The 14,551-nt window shown below is 38.3% G+C and carries 20 protein-coding genes; 5 read left to right on the plus strand and 15 right to left on the minus strand.

The annotated features are described in order from the left end of the window. Window positions 1-55: 55 nt before the first annotated feature. The 6 genes from GKR61_RS06580 to GKR61_RS06605 all read right to left on the minus strand — a co-directional run bounded on the left by GKR61_RS06580 (window position 56) and on the right by GKR61_RS06605 (window position 5,693). The gene (locus GKR61_RS06580) at window positions 56-661 is read right to left on the minus strand and encodes a tail assembly protein (RefSeq protein ID WP_154609903.1); all 606 of its coding nucleotides are present in this window, start codon (window positions 659-661) and stop codon (window positions 56-58) included. Then, window positions 658-1,368 carry a C40 family peptidase gene (locus tag GKR61_RS06585; RefSeq protein WP_154609904.1) on the minus strand — a complete coding sequence of 237 codons (711 nt, stop codon included), beginning with the start codon at window positions 1,366-1,368 and terminating at the stop codon, window positions 658-660. The genes GKR61_RS06580 and GKR61_RS06585 overlap by 4 nt, the downstream gene beginning before the upstream one ends. After that, on the minus strand, window positions 1,365-2,108 hold the full coding sequence (locus tag GKR61_RS06590; RefSeq protein ID WP_036952415.1) for a phage minor tail protein L: 744 nt from the start codon (window positions 2,106-2,108) through the stop codon (window positions 1,365-1,367). The genes GKR61_RS06585 and GKR61_RS06590 overlap by 4 nt, the downstream gene beginning before the upstream one ends. Continuing rightward, complete coding sequence (locus GKR61_RS06595) at window positions 2,105-2,449, minus strand: phage tail protein (RefSeq protein ID WP_036952417.1); 345 nt, start codon at window positions 2,447-2,449, stop codon at window positions 2,105-2,107. Before GKR61_RS06595 ends, GKR61_RS06590 begins: the two co-directional genes overlap by 4 nt. Window positions 2,450-2,511: 62 nt before the next feature. After that, window positions 2,512-2,724 (minus strand): hypothetical protein, encoded by a 213-nt coding sequence (locus tag GKR61_RS06600; RefSeq protein WP_036952419.1) that lies wholly within the window; start codon window positions 2,722-2,724, stop codon window positions 2,512-2,514. 32 nt (window positions 2,725-2,756) lie between these two features. Next, the gene (locus tag GKR61_RS06605) at window positions 2,757-5,693 is read right to left on the minus strand and encodes a phage tail tape measure protein (RefSeq protein ID WP_154639667.1); all 2,937 of its coding nucleotides are present in this window, start codon (window positions 5,691-5,693) and stop codon (window positions 2,757-2,759) included. 155 nt (window positions 5,694-5,848) lie between these two features. Between GKR61_RS06605 and ivy the strand changes: the two genes are divergently transcribed. Then, window positions 5,849-6,295: an Ivy family C-type lysozyme inhibitor gene (gene ivy, locus GKR61_RS06610; protein ID WP_036952423.1), complete on the plus strand. Its 447-nt coding sequence runs from the start codon at window positions 5,849-5,851 to the stop codon at window positions 6,293-6,295. Between the two features lie 78 nt (window positions 6,296-6,373). Here ivy and GKR61_RS06615 read toward each other — a convergent pair whose 3' ends face one another. The 4 genes from GKR61_RS06615 to GKR61_RS06630 all read right to left on the minus strand — a co-directional run bounded on the left by GKR61_RS06615 (window position 6,374) and on the right by GKR61_RS06630 (window position 8,773). Beyond that, window positions 6,374-7,051 carry a hypothetical protein gene (locus tag GKR61_RS06615; protein ID WP_126437154.1) on the minus strand — a complete coding sequence of 226 codons (678 nt, stop codon included), beginning with the start codon at window positions 7,049-7,051 and terminating at the stop codon, window positions 6,374-6,376. 132 nt (window positions 7,052-7,183) lie between these two features. Continuing rightward, window positions 7,184-7,909 (minus strand): hypothetical protein, encoded by a 726-nt coding sequence (locus tag GKR61_RS06620; protein WP_154639668.1) that lies wholly within the window; start codon window positions 7,907-7,909, stop codon window positions 7,184-7,186. A gap of 74 nt (window positions 7,910-7,983) precedes the next feature. Continuing rightward, window positions 7,984-8,556, minus strand: a complete 573-nt coding sequence (locus GKR61_RS06625; RefSeq protein ID WP_154639669.1) for a BRO-N domain-containing protein — start codon at window positions 8,554-8,556, stop codon at window positions 7,984-7,986. Window positions 8,557-8,596: 40 nt separating this feature from the next. After that, the gene (locus GKR61_RS06630) at window positions 8,597-8,773 is read right to left on the minus strand and encodes an Arc family DNA binding domain-containing protein (protein ID WP_154639670.1); all 177 of its coding nucleotides are present in this window, start codon (window positions 8,771-8,773) and stop codon (window positions 8,597-8,599) included. 130 nt (window positions 8,774-8,903) lie between these two features. Here GKR61_RS06630 and GKR61_RS06635 point away from each other — a divergent pair, with 130 nt between their 5' ends. Further along, on the plus strand, window positions 8,904-9,359 hold the full coding sequence (locus GKR61_RS06635) for an Arc family DNA-binding protein (RefSeq protein ID WP_154639671.1): 456 nt from the start codon (window positions 8,904-8,906) through the stop codon (window positions 9,357-9,359). Window positions 9,360-9,370: 11 nt separating this feature from the next. Next, on the plus strand, window positions 9,371-10,054 hold the full coding sequence (locus tag GKR61_RS06640) for a DUF4145 domain-containing protein (RefSeq protein WP_230083134.1): 684 nt from the start codon (window positions 9,371-9,373) through the stop codon (window positions 10,052-10,054). 104 nt (window positions 10,055-10,158) lie between these two features. Here the strand turns inward: GKR61_RS06640 and GKR61_RS06645 are convergent, their stop codons facing one another. From GKR61_RS06645 to GKR61_RS06665, 5 genes are all read right to left on the minus strand, one after another. Then, window positions 10,159-10,845, minus strand: a complete 687-nt coding sequence (locus tag GKR61_RS06645) for a hypothetical protein (RefSeq protein ID WP_154639673.1) — start codon at window positions 10,843-10,845, stop codon at window positions 10,159-10,161. Window positions 10,846-11,169: 324 nt separating this feature from the next. Next, window positions 11,170-11,499, minus strand: a complete 330-nt coding sequence (locus tag GKR61_RS06650; RefSeq protein ID WP_154639674.1) for a hypothetical protein — start codon at window positions 11,497-11,499, stop codon at window positions 11,170-11,172. A 124-nt stretch (window positions 11,500-11,623) separates the two neighbouring features. Beyond that, window positions 11,624-12,370 carry a hypothetical protein gene (locus GKR61_RS06655; protein WP_154639675.1) on the minus strand — a complete coding sequence of 249 codons (747 nt, stop codon included), beginning with the start codon at window positions 12,368-12,370 and terminating at the stop codon, window positions 11,624-11,626. 95 nt (window positions 12,371-12,465) lie between these two features. Then, window positions 12,466-12,861 carry a hypothetical protein gene (locus tag GKR61_RS06660; protein ID WP_154639676.1) on the minus strand — a complete coding sequence of 132 codons (396 nt, stop codon included), beginning with the start codon at window positions 12,859-12,861 and terminating at the stop codon, window positions 12,466-12,468. Window positions 12,862-12,990: 129 nt separating this feature from the next. Continuing rightward, a complete protein-coding gene (locus GKR61_RS06665) occupies window positions 12,991-13,806 on the minus strand; it encodes a hypothetical protein (protein WP_154639677.1) in 816 nt (271 codons plus the stop codon). A 196-nt stretch (window positions 13,807-14,002) separates the two neighbouring features. Between GKR61_RS06665 and GKR61_RS18015 the strand changes: the two genes are divergently transcribed. Further along, window positions 14,003-14,128, plus strand: coding sequence for a DNA cytosine methyltransferase (locus GKR61_RS18015; protein ID WP_442959308.1), 126 nt, complete (start codon window positions 14,003-14,005; stop codon window positions 14,126-14,128). A 106-nt stretch (window positions 14,129-14,234) separates the two neighbouring features. Then, window positions 14,235-14,363, plus strand: coding sequence for a DNA cytosine methyltransferase (locus tag GKR61_RS18020; RefSeq protein ID WP_154639678.1), 129 nt, complete (start codon window positions 14,235-14,237; stop codon window positions 14,361-14,363). Window positions 14,364-14,551 lie beyond the last annotated feature (188 nt).

Genomic DNA, 14,551 nt, shown 5'->3' on the forward strand with positions numbered 1-14,551 from the left:
ACCCATAAAAAAACGGCACTCAAGCCGTTTCCGTATATGATAAAGATTAATTTTGTTATTTTTGGTCTTCGGTATAGATACCCGCGGAGATAATCGCACCTCCGACTTCACGGCGGTCTAGTCCATATAACAGCGGCACAGGATTGCCCTGCGCCGTGGTATTTACAGCACCACCAAATGCATAGGATGGCTTATTATCCGCATCTTGTCGCATGGATAAGCCTTGAGGCTGAGGTGAGAGCATTTGCACCAAACCACCGATTGCCATAGCAGCACCACTCAACGCCAATGCCCCTCCCCATGTCCCTGCAGCGGTAAATGCGACAGAGAGACCTCCCGATAAAAATGCGGCAGCACCAATTAGTGCAACCCCTAAAATAGTTTGGAAGAAACCACCCCGCTTACTCCCTTTAATTACCGGAGCAATGCGAATTTCTTCACTGGTATCAAGATGCAATTCATCTTCAGTAATATTGCGCTGACCTTTGAAAACAGCAAATTCCAGCCCTCTCAGATGCGCATTGGCAAGGAATTGCTCGAATCCATCATAGAGTACCGATAACGCTTTAATCGCTTCACGCGGAGAATCGATAGCAAGCCGATGTTCTCGACCAAATTGGGTACCCAAAACACCATAGAGCCGTATTGTTTTTAAACTCATGCCAGCTCCTTACGTCGTACTATCTTGACCGTTCTATCGCGCCAATAGTCGCTGTAAGGAACAATGCGACTTAGCTGCCCGTAAAGATGATGTAGAAGCATGCCATTCACTATCACACCGGCATGATTAGGGACATTTGCTTGCACTTGCATAATGACCATATCACCGTCTTTTATGTCACCAGAAAACTCAACAAACCCTTCTTGCTGCCAGTTATCCATATACAAGTTTTCACCCTCTTCCCACCAGTGTCTCTCAACGCTGTAATTATGCAGCTCAATCCTGTGCATCTGTCGGTAATAATCCATAATGAGCGACCAACAATCTGCGTGACCAAGCACAAACGGACGACCTTCTAACTCACGCTCAATTCTAGGCTGGATTATGCGGATATCACCTTCCGGATAGGAAGCTATCACCCACGGTAGTCCCGAAGCATCACATTGCAATTTGTCTATTTCGCTCGGTTGAGACGTCACTCCATCCCCGCAATGGCTATGAACAATCGCTATTGGATTGCCCCAATCTTCGGCTGCGGCATAGTCTTCTGGGGAAAGTTCGAAATGATCAGTTGGATTATCGGAAAGATTTCGGCAGGGAAAATATTTTTTGACTCGACTTTTTTGGCAAATCACGCCACACGCTTCTTTAGGGTATTCCGCTTTGACATGCTGAAATATTACCTCTGTTAATTTCTTCGTGATCATCGTACTAACCCCGCGGCAGGGAATCCTCCAAAATCCAAAGGTTCATTTTCGCCAAATCGTTTTTTACAATCGCTAATGAGTCCACCGCACTTATCTAATGCCGGATCATCAACCGGTTCACCACTCTCATCGAAATATTTATTGCCCGTATAATTGCAACCTCGCCCGCTTCGATAATCGCCTTTCATACACCAGAAACAGAGGTTGTGGATTTGGCGACCGGGGATCATAACCCCTTGCAAGTCGAACGGACTCGACAACTCAAATTCAACTGCTTCTCCCGCGACTTCGCTCATTTTTCTGTCGATGAAATAAACCTGTTTGAAAAATTCTTCAGGGTTAGCGGTAGGATTTCCCTCTGGAAAATTCTTAGCATCTAGATAGTGCGCGAAGGTTTCATAAATAGTCACTTTCGCCAGTGCCATATCATCGAATTGCAAGCACAACGAGGATATCAAACCATCGACATTCGCCACTCTTAATAAGGGTCTGGCTGGACTACCATCACTATTTTTAGCTATGCCCTCGATTTCATAAGCCCATGCGCCATATTCATTTCCTTGCCACCAAATGGATTTTGGCTTGATACCCCCCTCTGCAACGTCAATTTCTTCGGGTGTATGCGGCAAGTTGTAGGCATGGAATCGAAGAGTTGGTCCATCAAACTCACTGCCGTCCACTTCAATTAATTGAACCCTACTTCCCGGCTCTAATTTTTGAATGTCAGATATTATATTCATGCACTAAACGCCTGTTCAAAGGTTGCAGTTATAGTGATAGAGCTACCGCCAATTGGCTTTAATGTAATGGAATCAGCTTTCACTCGATATAGTCCTTTATCTCCCAAAGGTGGCACCCATAGAAATGATTTTGCTGTATGTGAGCGAATAAAGGAAAAAATAGGCATTACCTCTGACTTATGCCCCGTATAGGTAAATCCCCATGATTGAGATTCAGTATTGAGACCATCGCCTGAAACTTGCTTATAGCCATCACCAAATGCCACTTCTTTTATTCGATGCTTAAATTCGCCAGTTGGCGAGTCTTGGATTTGAGTTCGCCACTTAAACTCTTCAATCATTATTACCCCTAAATAAAAAAGCCACCCGAAGGTGGCTATGTGAGGATCAATCTAGATAATCTTTACTGATTTAATAATTTGATAGTTTTTCGTGCGTGATCTTTAGCTTCGTCAAAGTATTCGGCTAGCGGTTTACTAGAGTTCAAGTTTGTTTGGTAGACTATATTTGCCAATACGAAATCAACACTATACTCATCACCTTTATAAACATCGACAGGAATGCTGATTTGCTCATCTTCTGGGTTAATGATTACAGTTCCAAGTTTTAATTCCATTACTACCTCTCATTAATTTTTTAATACTGTTCTTATCTTCCAACAGAAACAGCTTTGATTATTTTGTACAAATCACCACCTTCACGCCCCTCTATTGCCATGAAGCGCTTAAGCTTATTATTTAAGGATTGCTCCGCAGCTCGGATATCAACATTCTGCATAGAACCTTGCTGTTGAGCACCACTTACAACGCTGATGCCACCAAAATTAAGATTGACGTTAATCCCACCAGCAGGATGAGTGCCGTAAACTTGCACTCGAGGCTGACTCACTGACATTGGCTGAGAACCACCTACATATCCACCAGATGCATAACCTCTCTTTCCTGCATCCATTAACCGATATAGATTAGCTTTACCTAATTTAGCCGTACTCTCTTTGTCAAATACAAACTCACCCTTGTGAACAACCCCAGCAGGCTCATATTTGCCACCATCCCCAGTGTATCCGCCGCCAGAAAAACCAAGAAAGCCACCTATGGCTGTTCCACCAAAAGCTGCTTTCATAGCATTCAGCATCGCCATTTGCATAAGCATTTTAGTCGTCATTTCTAAAAATGAGCGAGTAAAGTCACTAAAGCTAGCTCTGCTTTTTAAAACAAAATCGGCAACGCTATTACTCATACCTTGAAATACTGATTGGCTAATTTGAGATACGTTACCATAAACATTGGAGGCTTGGTCTTGAAATTCTGCAAATCCCCCTTTAACTCCCGCCTCCCAATTGGTACGTAACGAATCTTCTTTACTGTAATAATCCTCTAATGCCTGCTTCTCTGCTGGTGATTTAGCTTGCTCAAGTGCGATGTCACGTTGGTACATACGGTCAGATTTACCGATGCCCATATCCAGCGCTCGACTCTTAGCTTTTATTTCTTCAACTCGTTTTAGTTGCCTATCTAGCTCTCTATTATGTTGTTTTTGACGCTCTACTTCATCGCCAACTACTGCTAATGCGCGTTGAGAAGCTAATACATATTCTTTTTTAGCCAATAACGATTGCTCATCATTGGTAAGCTTACGTGTCGCTTTTGCTTCTTCTAATACAGCTATTTTGGCTTCCATATCCCAAAGCTTTTTACGCTCTGAGCTAATCACATCAGCAATAGTTTTATGCTCTTTTAATACTTTAAGTTGAGCCTGTAGAGAAACGAGAGCTTCATTAGCTGACTCATCCGCACGAGTGCCATAGTCAGGTCGATATGCTTTAGGTTTCTTTTGCCCTCTCAGTTTTTCTTTCTCATACCGTTCTTTTTCACGACGAATTGCTTCATCCTTGATAGCCTGAGATGCATGCTCTTTATTTTTTATTTCACTTAATTTTCGTTGGTGTTTCTCCTCCGCTGTCTCATATTCTCGCCTTAATGCTTCATCAGCTAAAAGCTGAAACTTTTTAGCCTCTTCCTGTTTTCTTGCCGCCTCATTTCTCGCATTCTCAATATCCCTCTGATATTTCTCTTCGTTTAGTAAATCCAGTTCTCGCCTTAAATCTTCAGGTGTCTGGCCTGTTTTATAATGATGTAGTCCTTTAGCTGCAGGATTTAACTGAAACTCAAGAAGTTTCTCTTCATATTCTTTAATCTTTTGGTCTAGCGTTCTTTCTCGCCCTATATTAAGCATTGCATCCCATGCATCGCTTGCCATATCCTTAACGCCTTTCCAAGCTGACTCTAAAAAACCTAAGTTGTTTTCAATTTGCTGACTACGCTCCTGCATTGCATTGGCATAAGACTCCATCGCTATCTTTGCAGCCTCATGCTCCTTCCCCTGCTCTTGCAGTGTCATTATTTGTTCTAACTGAGTAGCTGTTAAAAAGTGAAGGGATTTATCTAGTTCAGTAACAGCTTTAACCGGCTCCTCTTGTAAACGCTGAAATTGCTTAATTGTTTTATCAACTGACTGACCAACAGCTTTTTCCATTGCCGCAGCTGTTTGAGAAACCATCTCAACAACATCACCAGAAAACTCTCCCGAGCCAACGACTTTTGATATAGCACCAGCCATACCATGCTGAGTAATACCATTTCCTGAGATTTTCCTAGCAAGAGCATCTAATTGTGCCGCAGTTTTTCCTGCATACCCTCCAGTAAGAATAAGTTGTTTGTTATATTCACTAAACTCTTTAGAGCCTTGATATGCAGCAAGAGCGACAGCAGAAGCGGCACCAACAAATCCAAACATAGCAACTCTTGCTGGGGTAATTAGTGATGCTAACGCCTTCAATGAGTTCCCTAGACCACCGAAGGAATCTTTTATCTGACCACCTTGCTGTATCATCACCATCCATACAGGCATTCCTGATGCTAATGATGTGACAATATCCGTCATTTGAGCGGGTAATTGCCGCATAGCATTTCGATATTGACCAATCGTGATTGAACCGTTTAAAAATGCTTTCTCTTGCTCTTTCAGCTTGGAAATCATAGGCGCAGCCTGCTGAGAAATACCCATTTGCGCTGCTTTCAATTCTAAAATTTCAGTTTTGGTTTTTCCTATAAAATCCGTCTGATTTTTAAGAGATTGTAAGAATTCATCTGCGGCTTGCTTTGCTTTATTCGTTGCAGCTTCCTGAGCTAATAATGCTTGCCCTTCCGCAGTCAGAGACATATGCACTCTTTGCAGCTTGTCTCTAGTTTGGTCTAATATGCTGGTATAATCTTTGAATTGATCTTTGGGAAGTAACCCTTTTTTGCTTGCTGCTACTAGCTTTGTCTGCCAGTCATCTAATCGTTCAAAAGCTTTATTTGTAGGGTTCAGCTGATTAAGTAACTCATGAAGCTCTTTGCGCTGTTTTTCAGCTGCTTGAGCTGCTTTTTTCTGATTATCTACACCGCGTTTAAATTGCTCATTCAGGTCTTGGGCTGAGCAATTTACCTTTTCTGCTGTGCTGCCAAACTCCTTTAATTTTTGAGTCCCACGCTCTAAATCAGACGTATCAGCTTTAAGCGAGATGGTTGCTATATCTGCCATTTACCTTTCTCCAGATATAAAAAAAACCACCCATCGGTGGTTAGATTAGCTTCTATGTAACTTTTATTTAAATTAATGCCATATTATTCTAGAATTTCGTTTTCCAACATTCGTCACTAACCAGATAACCTTTAAACACACAAAGGATTATTAACATGCTTAGAAAATTGACACTCATCGCAACCCTTTTCATCGCAGCCAATGCTCATGCTGGCAATGAGTTAACTATCAGTAAGTTAGCTAGTGATGCAAATACTAAAACAGCATTCCTTCAAGTTGTAAAAAATAACGACCTCCCATCATGGGTCTTAACTGGTGGTACTGAATCCCCATCAAATACTGTGACTTTAAACGGTAATGAATACCAAGTAGCAACAGCGTGCAAACCTCACAATTGCCCAGCAGAGCGAATTGCGATTATGTACTCTAAAGAAAAGAATGTTATGGCAGGTGTATTCTCTTCAAATAATGAAAAGAACAATACTGAGGATTTACTCTGGTTTAATATCACCGATGATTTATCAATCGATGGGAAAACGGTTTTATTTGCAGCACTTACGGGCAGCCTCGATAATCACCCTAATGACTTCAACTATAAATAATCAAACCTAACATAATGAACTGGTATCGGTTAGGGATGCCAGTTCATTTGAGCGATATTTAACCATCAAAAAGGAAAATTATTCCTTATTAAAATTACTAATTACTTTGTATTTGATAAATTCGTTAGTTGCATCTAAAACCTCAACTCTAGCTCCTTTATATCCAATAACTTTAGATTCAGATAAGTCATACTCAACATCGTTATTAAATGCTGGTCTAGCCATACTATTTGATGCTTCCCTATATCCTATATTAATTTTATTACCGACTCGTCCATTATAAAGTAGTGTTTGTTGAAACGAATTATCATTTGCCACATTTAATGTCGTTTTTTCATAAGGCATATTTGATTCACATACAGCAACAGAGAATACCGTTATTACACATAAATCTTTATTTTTGGCTTTTACCATAATGGCATTCCAAGGGTCTGCAAGAACAGCTTTATCGATGGTACCTGAATCAACAGTCCCTGTTGGGAAGTAAAATTCACCATCAGCGCTCTCACCTATCTTTTTGAATACGCCAGCGGTGATAGTATAAGCCCATGAAACCTTAGCTGGAGCAGTTACCTTTAACCCATCAAATTCACTCATTATTCCTTGCTTAAGCATTGAGTCACCAACATAAGCTGTATTTATACTCCCTATTGGTGGCTCACTAATATTTTTTACTTTAGGCATATAATTATATTTTGTCGACGTACACCCGCTGATAAAAAGTAGTGCAGACAATGATAGTATTAAATTTTTCATTTCATTCTCTATTTAGCTTTTATTAATATTTCTTATATTATCTATATAATGATGATTTTTAATAGAAGAATAAACGCCGTTAAACTACTCTTGTGATCTAGATTACAAGCCCATCCTTGGGCTATGTGTAGGTTAGGCAACTTCCTTCCCGTGAATGATATGGCGTAATGCGCTAATACCGTTCTCGTTATAGCGGAATGCTTCAACCTGCTTTGATGAATGAGCTGACTTGTCCAAGAAAAACTTACCGAATTTGTCAGTTTTCAATCCGTTCTTGTTGGCAATACGACCAATTTTATTTGCTGACACTTCTAACATCTCACCTACTTCACCAGCGGTGTAATACTTTTGTTCAAGCACTGGTAATGGTACGGCTTCAAAGCCGACAATAGGATTCACAATGTTAGCCGCCACACACTGTTTTGACTCATTACTTAGGTTGGGCATCAGGTCAAATAAATTGGCAATAGCATCAACCGACATTTTCAATGTTCTGGCTTGACGATATTCAAGTAACCCAGATTGGCTTTTGCCACCTTTTTGCGCGGCAACGTGCATTGACTCTAATTTATCCACCAATACACGGCGAACAGCTTTAGATTCCCTTGCAGCGACACGAAGCGCTTGCTTGATATCCATTTCAATTATTTCAATTTGAGCGCCGTTTTTGTGACCTACAAAAATTTTGTAGGTCTCCCCATCTAATTCATCTTTTACTCTTTCAATCAATACGTTATTACGAATTTGATTTTCACCACATGACTTACGAGCCACATTTATCATTGATAATAGCCTCTGTGTATCAATGGTTTTGTTCGTGACAGCGTTAAAACTATTTGCTAAAGTAAGCTCATTCATAAAGCTTCTCCATATGGTTTAGTTTGGGATTAGCCGATAGCTGTAACTATCGGTTTTTCTACTTTTAGTGCTAATCACTGTGTTAATCTTCTAACCTGCTTTTTACTTGCTATCTTTTTCATACTTGCTGTATACATCCAAAACATATTCATCGTTGAGCTAAGTCGGTTAGCCATCTTGGGATCAAATACTGCGATATCATTTTTAGCTAACTCCCATGTATCACAAATCAAATTCAATCTAGCCAATAACACATTCACACTAACTGATTTTTGTCTTGTTACAGGCAAGCTTTGCTTTTCTTGAACCTCCTTATCTAAAATATCCAGCACCCATTTACGGAACTCTTTTGCTACTGGAGTGTTAGAAAACATTGCGATCAGGTGAGCGCCGCGAAGTGAGTAAACTCTGACCACTTTATTACGTAAGCTATTGTTTATTCCGTTGAACGTCATATTGACGGTCATTGTCATAGCGTCTGTAAACTCATCTGCATTACGCACATAAAGCTTACTTACGTTATCTGTGCGGCTATACCCTAATACGTGTGCAATTTCAGTTGATGTTAACCACACCTGTCCATCTTCAACGATCGGGCTGAATGTGAAATTCTGGAAAGTTAAATTTGTTTTCGCTACAATGTTCATGTCATTTATTCCTTTCGATGGGTTTACTTGGCAACTAGCCTCAATTGTTCGCGCAATTGGGGCTTTTCTTTTCTATTAATCCGTACGCTTTTCTTAACTGATAAATCACTTCTGTATTAAATTTCCTACACTCTAATACGCCATTACTCTCTATAGCCTGACAAATATCCTCTGGAAACCTAATTTTCTTTTGATACATATCTTTTGCTTTCTGCATTATTTTATCCTTAAACCATAAAATGCCTCAATGTGGGGCAACTAAATTGTCACACCGTGCGCCATTGAAGTCAACCCCACTGTGGGGCATAATTTTGTAATTATTTTCATTACGAACATTGGAATTCATCATGAGCAGAGAAGATCCACAATTACGCATTAGGCTACCAATTGAATTAAAAGAAAAAATAGAAGTCGCTGCTAAAGAAAATACTCGTTCAATGAATGCAGAAATAGTCCAAAGACTGGAGATGAGCTTTCTTAATGAAGTAAGTGCTGATGACTTAATTCCAGCTAAAGATGTTGTTCAGATAGCTAAAAAAGCAAGAGAAGAGCTATCTGGAGTGATTCTGAAAAGAACATTTGCAGAGATAAATAAAAAAGCACGCATTGGACATACGGAGTTTTGCATCTCTCTTAGTGACTTAGAGCTAGAAATCCTTGATGAAGATGATTTTTTCGCCATTCTTAGCCCAACATTTGAGCAACTAAATAAATTAGGCTACGAGGTTTCAGAAAGAACAATTGATAATAATGGTTTTTTGATTGGCATATCAGATAAAAACAACACTCTAGCTGATAAATAAGGATGCTAAAGATGTCTAAAATTACACCTCCTAATTTTAAAGGGGAATCCTATTCTTGCCCTCATTGTGGTGCTTTCTCGCAGATGACATGGGATTCATTAGTCTACTCTAAACCATTAGTGGGGTATTCTACTTCCAATTTTTGGCATGTTACCTGCGGCTCTTGTAAGCAACCACACATCTGGATGCAGACCAATCATTACATTCAAGAATTGGATGAAACTCACAATTCAGGAGAGCTCATATATCCAAGCATAACTATTGTACCACTACCTTCTGAGGATATGCCTGATGATATCAAGAAAGACTATCTAGAGGCTGCAAGTATCTATCAAAAATCACCCCGAGGAGCTGTTGCACTGCTTCGATTAGGTCTACAAAAACTTTGTATTCATCTTGGAGGTAAAGGTGAAAATATCAATAATGACTTAGCAGCATTAGCAAAAGATGAGCTTGTATCTAAAAAATTGATTAAATCAGCAGACATAATCCGTATTGTTGGAAACAATGCTGTTCACCCAGGCACCATTAGTGATGATGATTTTGATGATGTATCATTTAAATTATTCAAGTTAATCAATATGATTGTGCAACAAGGTATAACTGAACCAAAAGAAGTTGATGAAACTTTCAATGTCATGCCAGAAAATGCCCGCAAAGCCGCAGAAAATAGAGATAAACCTTTATCAAAATAAATCAAGGGCACGCATGCTCTTGATTTAGATAAAATAAAGTAAAGAACCCACTTAATATTCAGTTTTTACAATTAATACGTAAATATCAAGTTCTATTTTTATGGTTATTGCGATTTATTCTTATCAATATCGGCACCTTTAAATTCCAACGTTTCAACCATTTTTTTTTCGTTAAATACTATAGTAAGCGTTTCTTGCCCGCTCCCATCTATTGATGGCACATAGTATACCCACTCGGGTTTATTTTTTTTCCCTTTATCTAACCTTTTGTTAATTGTTCCTTTTTTCACTTTCCCAAGAACTTCTTCGACTTTACTTCCTTTCATTCCTTTATTTAATTTTAGCGATCTTTTTCGTAACTCTGATGGGGGAGTTCCCAGAGCCATCATTTTTCCAGAATAACTCCAAGATAGGAGTGCACAGGAAATAAGATTAACGCCAAAAAACCATAACACATCAAAATGTAACATACCGAAAATAAATAAAACTGGAGTCATTGCATCTAGAGCATACTGTAAAAAAAGATAAAATGAATACTTAGATACTTTGTCAGCGAAATATAATTCAACCATCTTAGCTAATACAAATGTCGACACACTAATCACTAAAACAATTAAATCAATACCGGACTGATCCAAAGAACATAATTGGAAAACAAAATATCCGATATATCCAGTTATAATTATGGATGGGTAAGATATTATTAAAAATGCAATGGCAATCCCTATTTTGGGTATTCTATTTTCACAACAAACCAAGAATTTACGCCAACATTTAGCGAGTTTATCCAACACTTACTCCTTTCTTTTTGGTATACATTAATTTAGCTTAATATATTAAGCTAAAGGGAGAAAGCAAATTCCTCAATCAAGAGGCGTGATGTAATTATCTGATAGTTATTTAGGGAATGAATTCACAGCCCAAGAACGAGCTAGATCCCCACCGAGTGTTAGCTTAGCGGGAGTGCAAGTTGAAGTTAATTAGTTGGCGGACTCGACTATGTCACTACAGAATGTTGGCATTTGGAGCTATAGTCATAGTGCATTTTGCTATAGCGAATATAATAGAGAAATACATTAAGTACCTAAGCCAATTGCGCGTAGGCATTCTTTTCATCACTCATATGCCGCTCCTGATAACGCCCTGTAACCATTTGCGCACTTAAAAGTGACTGAACCATCAAACGCCCACACTTTTATGATGTATGTATCTTCGCTGTCCTCAATAACCTTTGCAACACGCTCTTTACTGTATATTTTCTCTGCGGCTAGCTTGCATTTTGAAAATGGTGATTGCTTGGAGCTAATGACATCCGCAGGCTTCTCTTTTGGTGGGTTTCCAGCCTCTACAAGCCCTCTTATTTGTTCTTGTGTATAAGTTGTTCCAGCATAAGAGCTAAACACCGCACAAGATAAAATAATTACAATTATTGATTTTTTCACCATCCCACCAGCATTCAGTTTTTATTAATTTAAGTAATATTAGCCAGAGGATGGCGCAATTCCTAGCAAACGTTAGGTGTAAAAAACCTGCCGGAGCAGGTCTATTCAATGTTTCGGCTATTTTTCACTACTTTTTGACATACTTCGCATACAGTATTAGCAATATTGGCGTTGCAATAACATCAGCAGCAAGAGTAAATGGAGTGCTAATAACATTCCCAGCTAAATTACCAGCACTAAATGACTCATATCTCTCTGTAGTGTAAAGCTCAACCTTATACACTTGGTTTAACTTACCATTCAGTGTTGGTGGGAGTTCAACTCCATCTCGCTCAAATAGATAACCGCTTATTCTGATGGTTTTAACCCAGGACATTCCCTTATCATAACGCGTTTCACTAAAGCCAAAATCTTTGAGGATTTTCTCTTGCTCTGAGGTTAGAGTGTATTTTCTATTTATATGAATAAAGTAATCATCATTAAATCTTACCAACCCTTTGCAAACAGTATCAGAGTTTAGTTCTATTCTAATAACTCCATCTGGATTATCGAATGCAGACAATGAAATTATCTTTACCAGTTCATTTAGCTCCATCAGCTCGGCAGAGCCATCTGTTAGTATATAAATATATTTATCGCCTAAAAAACCATAGCCTGATTCGGGTATTTCAATATGTTTTAATTTTTCATTAGTCAGCTTATTTTTAACGGTGATATCTTTATATTCAAAAGCTGATACGATGTTATCTTTTAAATCGATGCGCTCTCTTGTTTTGGTATCATTTACAGCATTTCCAGCCCAAACTGCCGCTGTTACACACCCAGTAGAGCTTAAAATCGACACGCTCAGGAAAAGCGCTAGTAATTTATTCATTCCATTGCCTTAATAAGTTTAGCTTAAGTTCAATGAATGTTAGGATAGATGCAGATTTCAGGCAATAAAAAACCTGCCGAAGCAGGTTTCATCAATTATTTACATTTCTCATACCATATCTTCTGGAAATCTTCTTCAGATATAGATTCACCTTCAAAATCAAATAATGGGTTTGAAAACATGCGCTCACCATCATTGCTAGAGGAGACCATAACAATAAATCTCTTATACTTATAAGGTAATTCATCTTTAAATGTAAACACTTCTCCGCAAACGTCACCAACAACCTTGCGACTCATACTTACACCTGCAGGGTAAAAATTAACATTTCTCATATCAGCAGCTTGTGGCTGGTGCATAAAATCAATCACAATTTGCTTAGCTCCGTCAATAATTGTCGGTTTTTTACTTATGCCAACTGAGATCCCTACAACAAAAGCTAATAATATCAAAAGCAAAATACACAGAACTCGCAAAATTTTAGCATGCACGCCAAATTACCACTCGTTAAATCAAATGATTGAAATGTACCCTCAATGCAGAGTTCAGGCAATAAAAAACCCTCTAATGGAGGGTTGTTATCTGATCTAGATTAGAGTGCAAAAATAAAGAGACTAAGGTCATCTTATGACTATATCAAGATTATATTTAGTTCTAAGATCCCCAGCTAAACGATTGTGATTTAAACTGTCTGGCTCTACTTCTATGAATGCCCCTAGTTCTTGTAATTGATTAAGAGTAGATATTCGAGTTAAAACATCAGCCCTTCTTTTTGGTAAAAATTGAGTAAATGTACACTTACTACGATTACTCCCTTCAGTTTGCGTATTAACAGGTCTATATATAACTTTGAAGTTATAGCTAAGCGACATGATAGTTTGTTGATCTATAGGACTTAGTTTCTGAATTAACCCATGTAAAGATGATGGGACATCATCACTAATAAGTAAACAATTTGCACTTTCATTACCAGAGCCATTACCAGCAACAATAGTTTTTATATCATTGAAATCAAAAACAGACGTAAATTCCTCACACGTATTCCCTGAACGTTTACCGAAACTAACACTCACACCAATAAAAAAAGATGCTTGACTACTATACAACCAGCGATTAGCCCATCTAGTACAACTAGCCGTTAATTTATAAAATGTAGACTCTCCAAATTCATTAATGATTCTGCCATGAGAGTACCAATTACCAAAATAATCAGCACAAGCTAATTTGGCTGATATTTTGATAGGCTGACCTTGTTCAAATTCAATCAAAATATCAGTTTTCCCTCCTGATGCTCCCATTATTGCAACGCTATTTACAATAGCCCCTGGAATCACTCCAATTGAAGTCATCCAACTTGGTAATGTTGCTGGTAATGCCTCACCACAAGAAATACAACTAGCAATACGGTGTTCAAACTCATCTGTTCTAGCTGACATTATCTAAATTTATCCTCAAGTTATGAAAACTGACCTTTTAAACTTCAACATGTAACAATAAAAAACACAATTAAAGACTATAATCCCCAGAACAATAAAACAATAATAGTTGCGACTTTATTTTCTGGAGCTGAAGGTTTAGACCTAGGTTTCAAACTAGCTGGATTTAATTTGGTCTAATGTATTTGATAAAAATATATGGGCAACTCATGAAGAAAACTTTCCTGAATGCTATTTAAATAAACATTCAATTACTCAAATTGAACCAAATGATATTCCCGATGTAGACGGTTTTATCGGAGGACCTCCATGCCAAAGTTAGTCGAAAGCTGGTACAAGAAGGGGGATAAATAATGAGAGAGGACAATTGTTTCATGAATCTATTAGGCGGCTAAAACCAAACAACCCCGTTTTTTCCTGCTAAAAATATGGCAGGGATATTACATAAGAAACATAGTGAAGCATTATCTAATATGTTGAATGAATTTTCACCATTAGGTTTCAATGTGTCATATCAACTATTAGATTCCAATGATTATAATTGTACCTCAAGGTAGATAAAGACTATTACTTGTTGGATTACATAAATAATTAAATAGGGAATTTGTTTTTTCACAAAAAAAGCTCATATGAACCTACACTTAAAGATATTATTTTTGGTCTTAGAAACGATGCATAACCCGAGATAGATAAAAAATAAAAAATCCTGATGTGAAATATGAAAACCATGAATACATGGCAGATG

This window comes from Providencia sp. wls1916, assembly GCF_009706585.1.
Classification (GTDB): domain Bacteria; phylum Pseudomonadota; class Gammaproteobacteria; order Enterobacterales; family Enterobacteriaceae; genus Providencia; species Providencia lanzhouensis.

Bases quoted from the DNA above. Each gene is read 5' to 3' on its own strand.
- GKR61_RS06580 (WP_154609903.1), bottom strand. From the start codon at position 661: ATGAGTTTAAAAACAATACGGCTCTATGGTGTTTTGGGTACCCAATTT.
- GKR61_RS06585 (WP_154609904.1), bottom strand. From the start codon at position 1,368: ATGATCACGAAGAAATTAACAGAGGTAATATTTCAGCATGTCAAAGCG.
- GKR61_RS06590 (WP_036952415.1), bottom strand. From the start codon at position 2,108: ATGAATATAATATCTGACATTCAAAAATTAGAGCCGGGAAGTAGGGTT.
- GKR61_RS06595 (WP_036952417.1), bottom strand. From the start codon at position 2,449: ATGATTGAAGAGTTTAAGTGGCGAACTCAAATCCAAGACTCGCCAACT.
- GKR61_RS06600 (WP_036952419.1), bottom strand. From the start codon at position 2,724: ATGGAATTAAAACTTGGAACTGTAATCATTAACCCAGAAGATGAGCAA.
- GKR61_RS06605 (WP_154639667.1), bottom strand. From the start codon at position 5,693: ATGGCAGATATAGCAACCATCTCGCTTAAAGCTGATACGTCTGATTTA.
- ivy (WP_036952423.1), top strand. From the start codon at position 5,849: ATGCTTAGAAAATTGACACTCATCGCAACCCTTTTCATCGCAGCCAAT.
- GKR61_RS06615 (WP_126437154.1), bottom strand. From the start codon at position 7,051: ATGAAAAATTTAATACTATCATTGTCTGCACTACTTTTTATCAGCGGG.
- GKR61_RS06620 (WP_154639668.1), bottom strand. From the start codon at position 7,909: ATGAATGAGCTTACTTTAGCAAATAGTTTTAACGCTGTCACGAACAAA.
- GKR61_RS06625 (WP_154639669.1), bottom strand. From the start codon at position 8,556: ATGAACATTGTAGCGAAAACAAATTTAACTTTCCAGAATTTCACATTC.
- GKR61_RS06630 (WP_154639670.1), bottom strand. From the start codon at position 8,773: ATGCAGAAAGCAAAAGATATGTATCAAAAGAAAATTAGGTTTCCAGAG.
- GKR61_RS06635 (WP_154639671.1), top strand. From the start codon at position 8,904: ATGAGCAGAGAAGATCCACAATTACGCATTAGGCTACCAATTGAATTA.
- GKR61_RS06640 (WP_230083134.1), top strand. From the start codon at position 9,371: ATGTCTAAAATTACACCTCCTAATTTTAAAGGGGAATCCTATTCTTGC.
- GKR61_RS06650 (WP_154639674.1), bottom strand. From the start codon at position 11,499: ATGGTGAAAAAATCAATAATTGTAATTATTTTATCTTGTGCGGTGTTT.
- GKR61_RS06655 (WP_154639675.1), bottom strand. From the start codon at position 12,370: ATGAATAAATTACTAGCGCTTTTCCTGAGCGTGTCGATTTTAAGCTCT.
- GKR61_RS06665 (WP_154639677.1), bottom strand. From the start codon at position 13,806: ATGTCAGCTAGAACAGATGAGTTTGAACACCGTATTGCTAGTTGTATT.
- GKR61_RS18020 (WP_154639678.1), top strand. From the start codon at position 14,235: ATGGCAGGGATATTACATAAGAAACATAGTGAAGCATTATCTAATATG.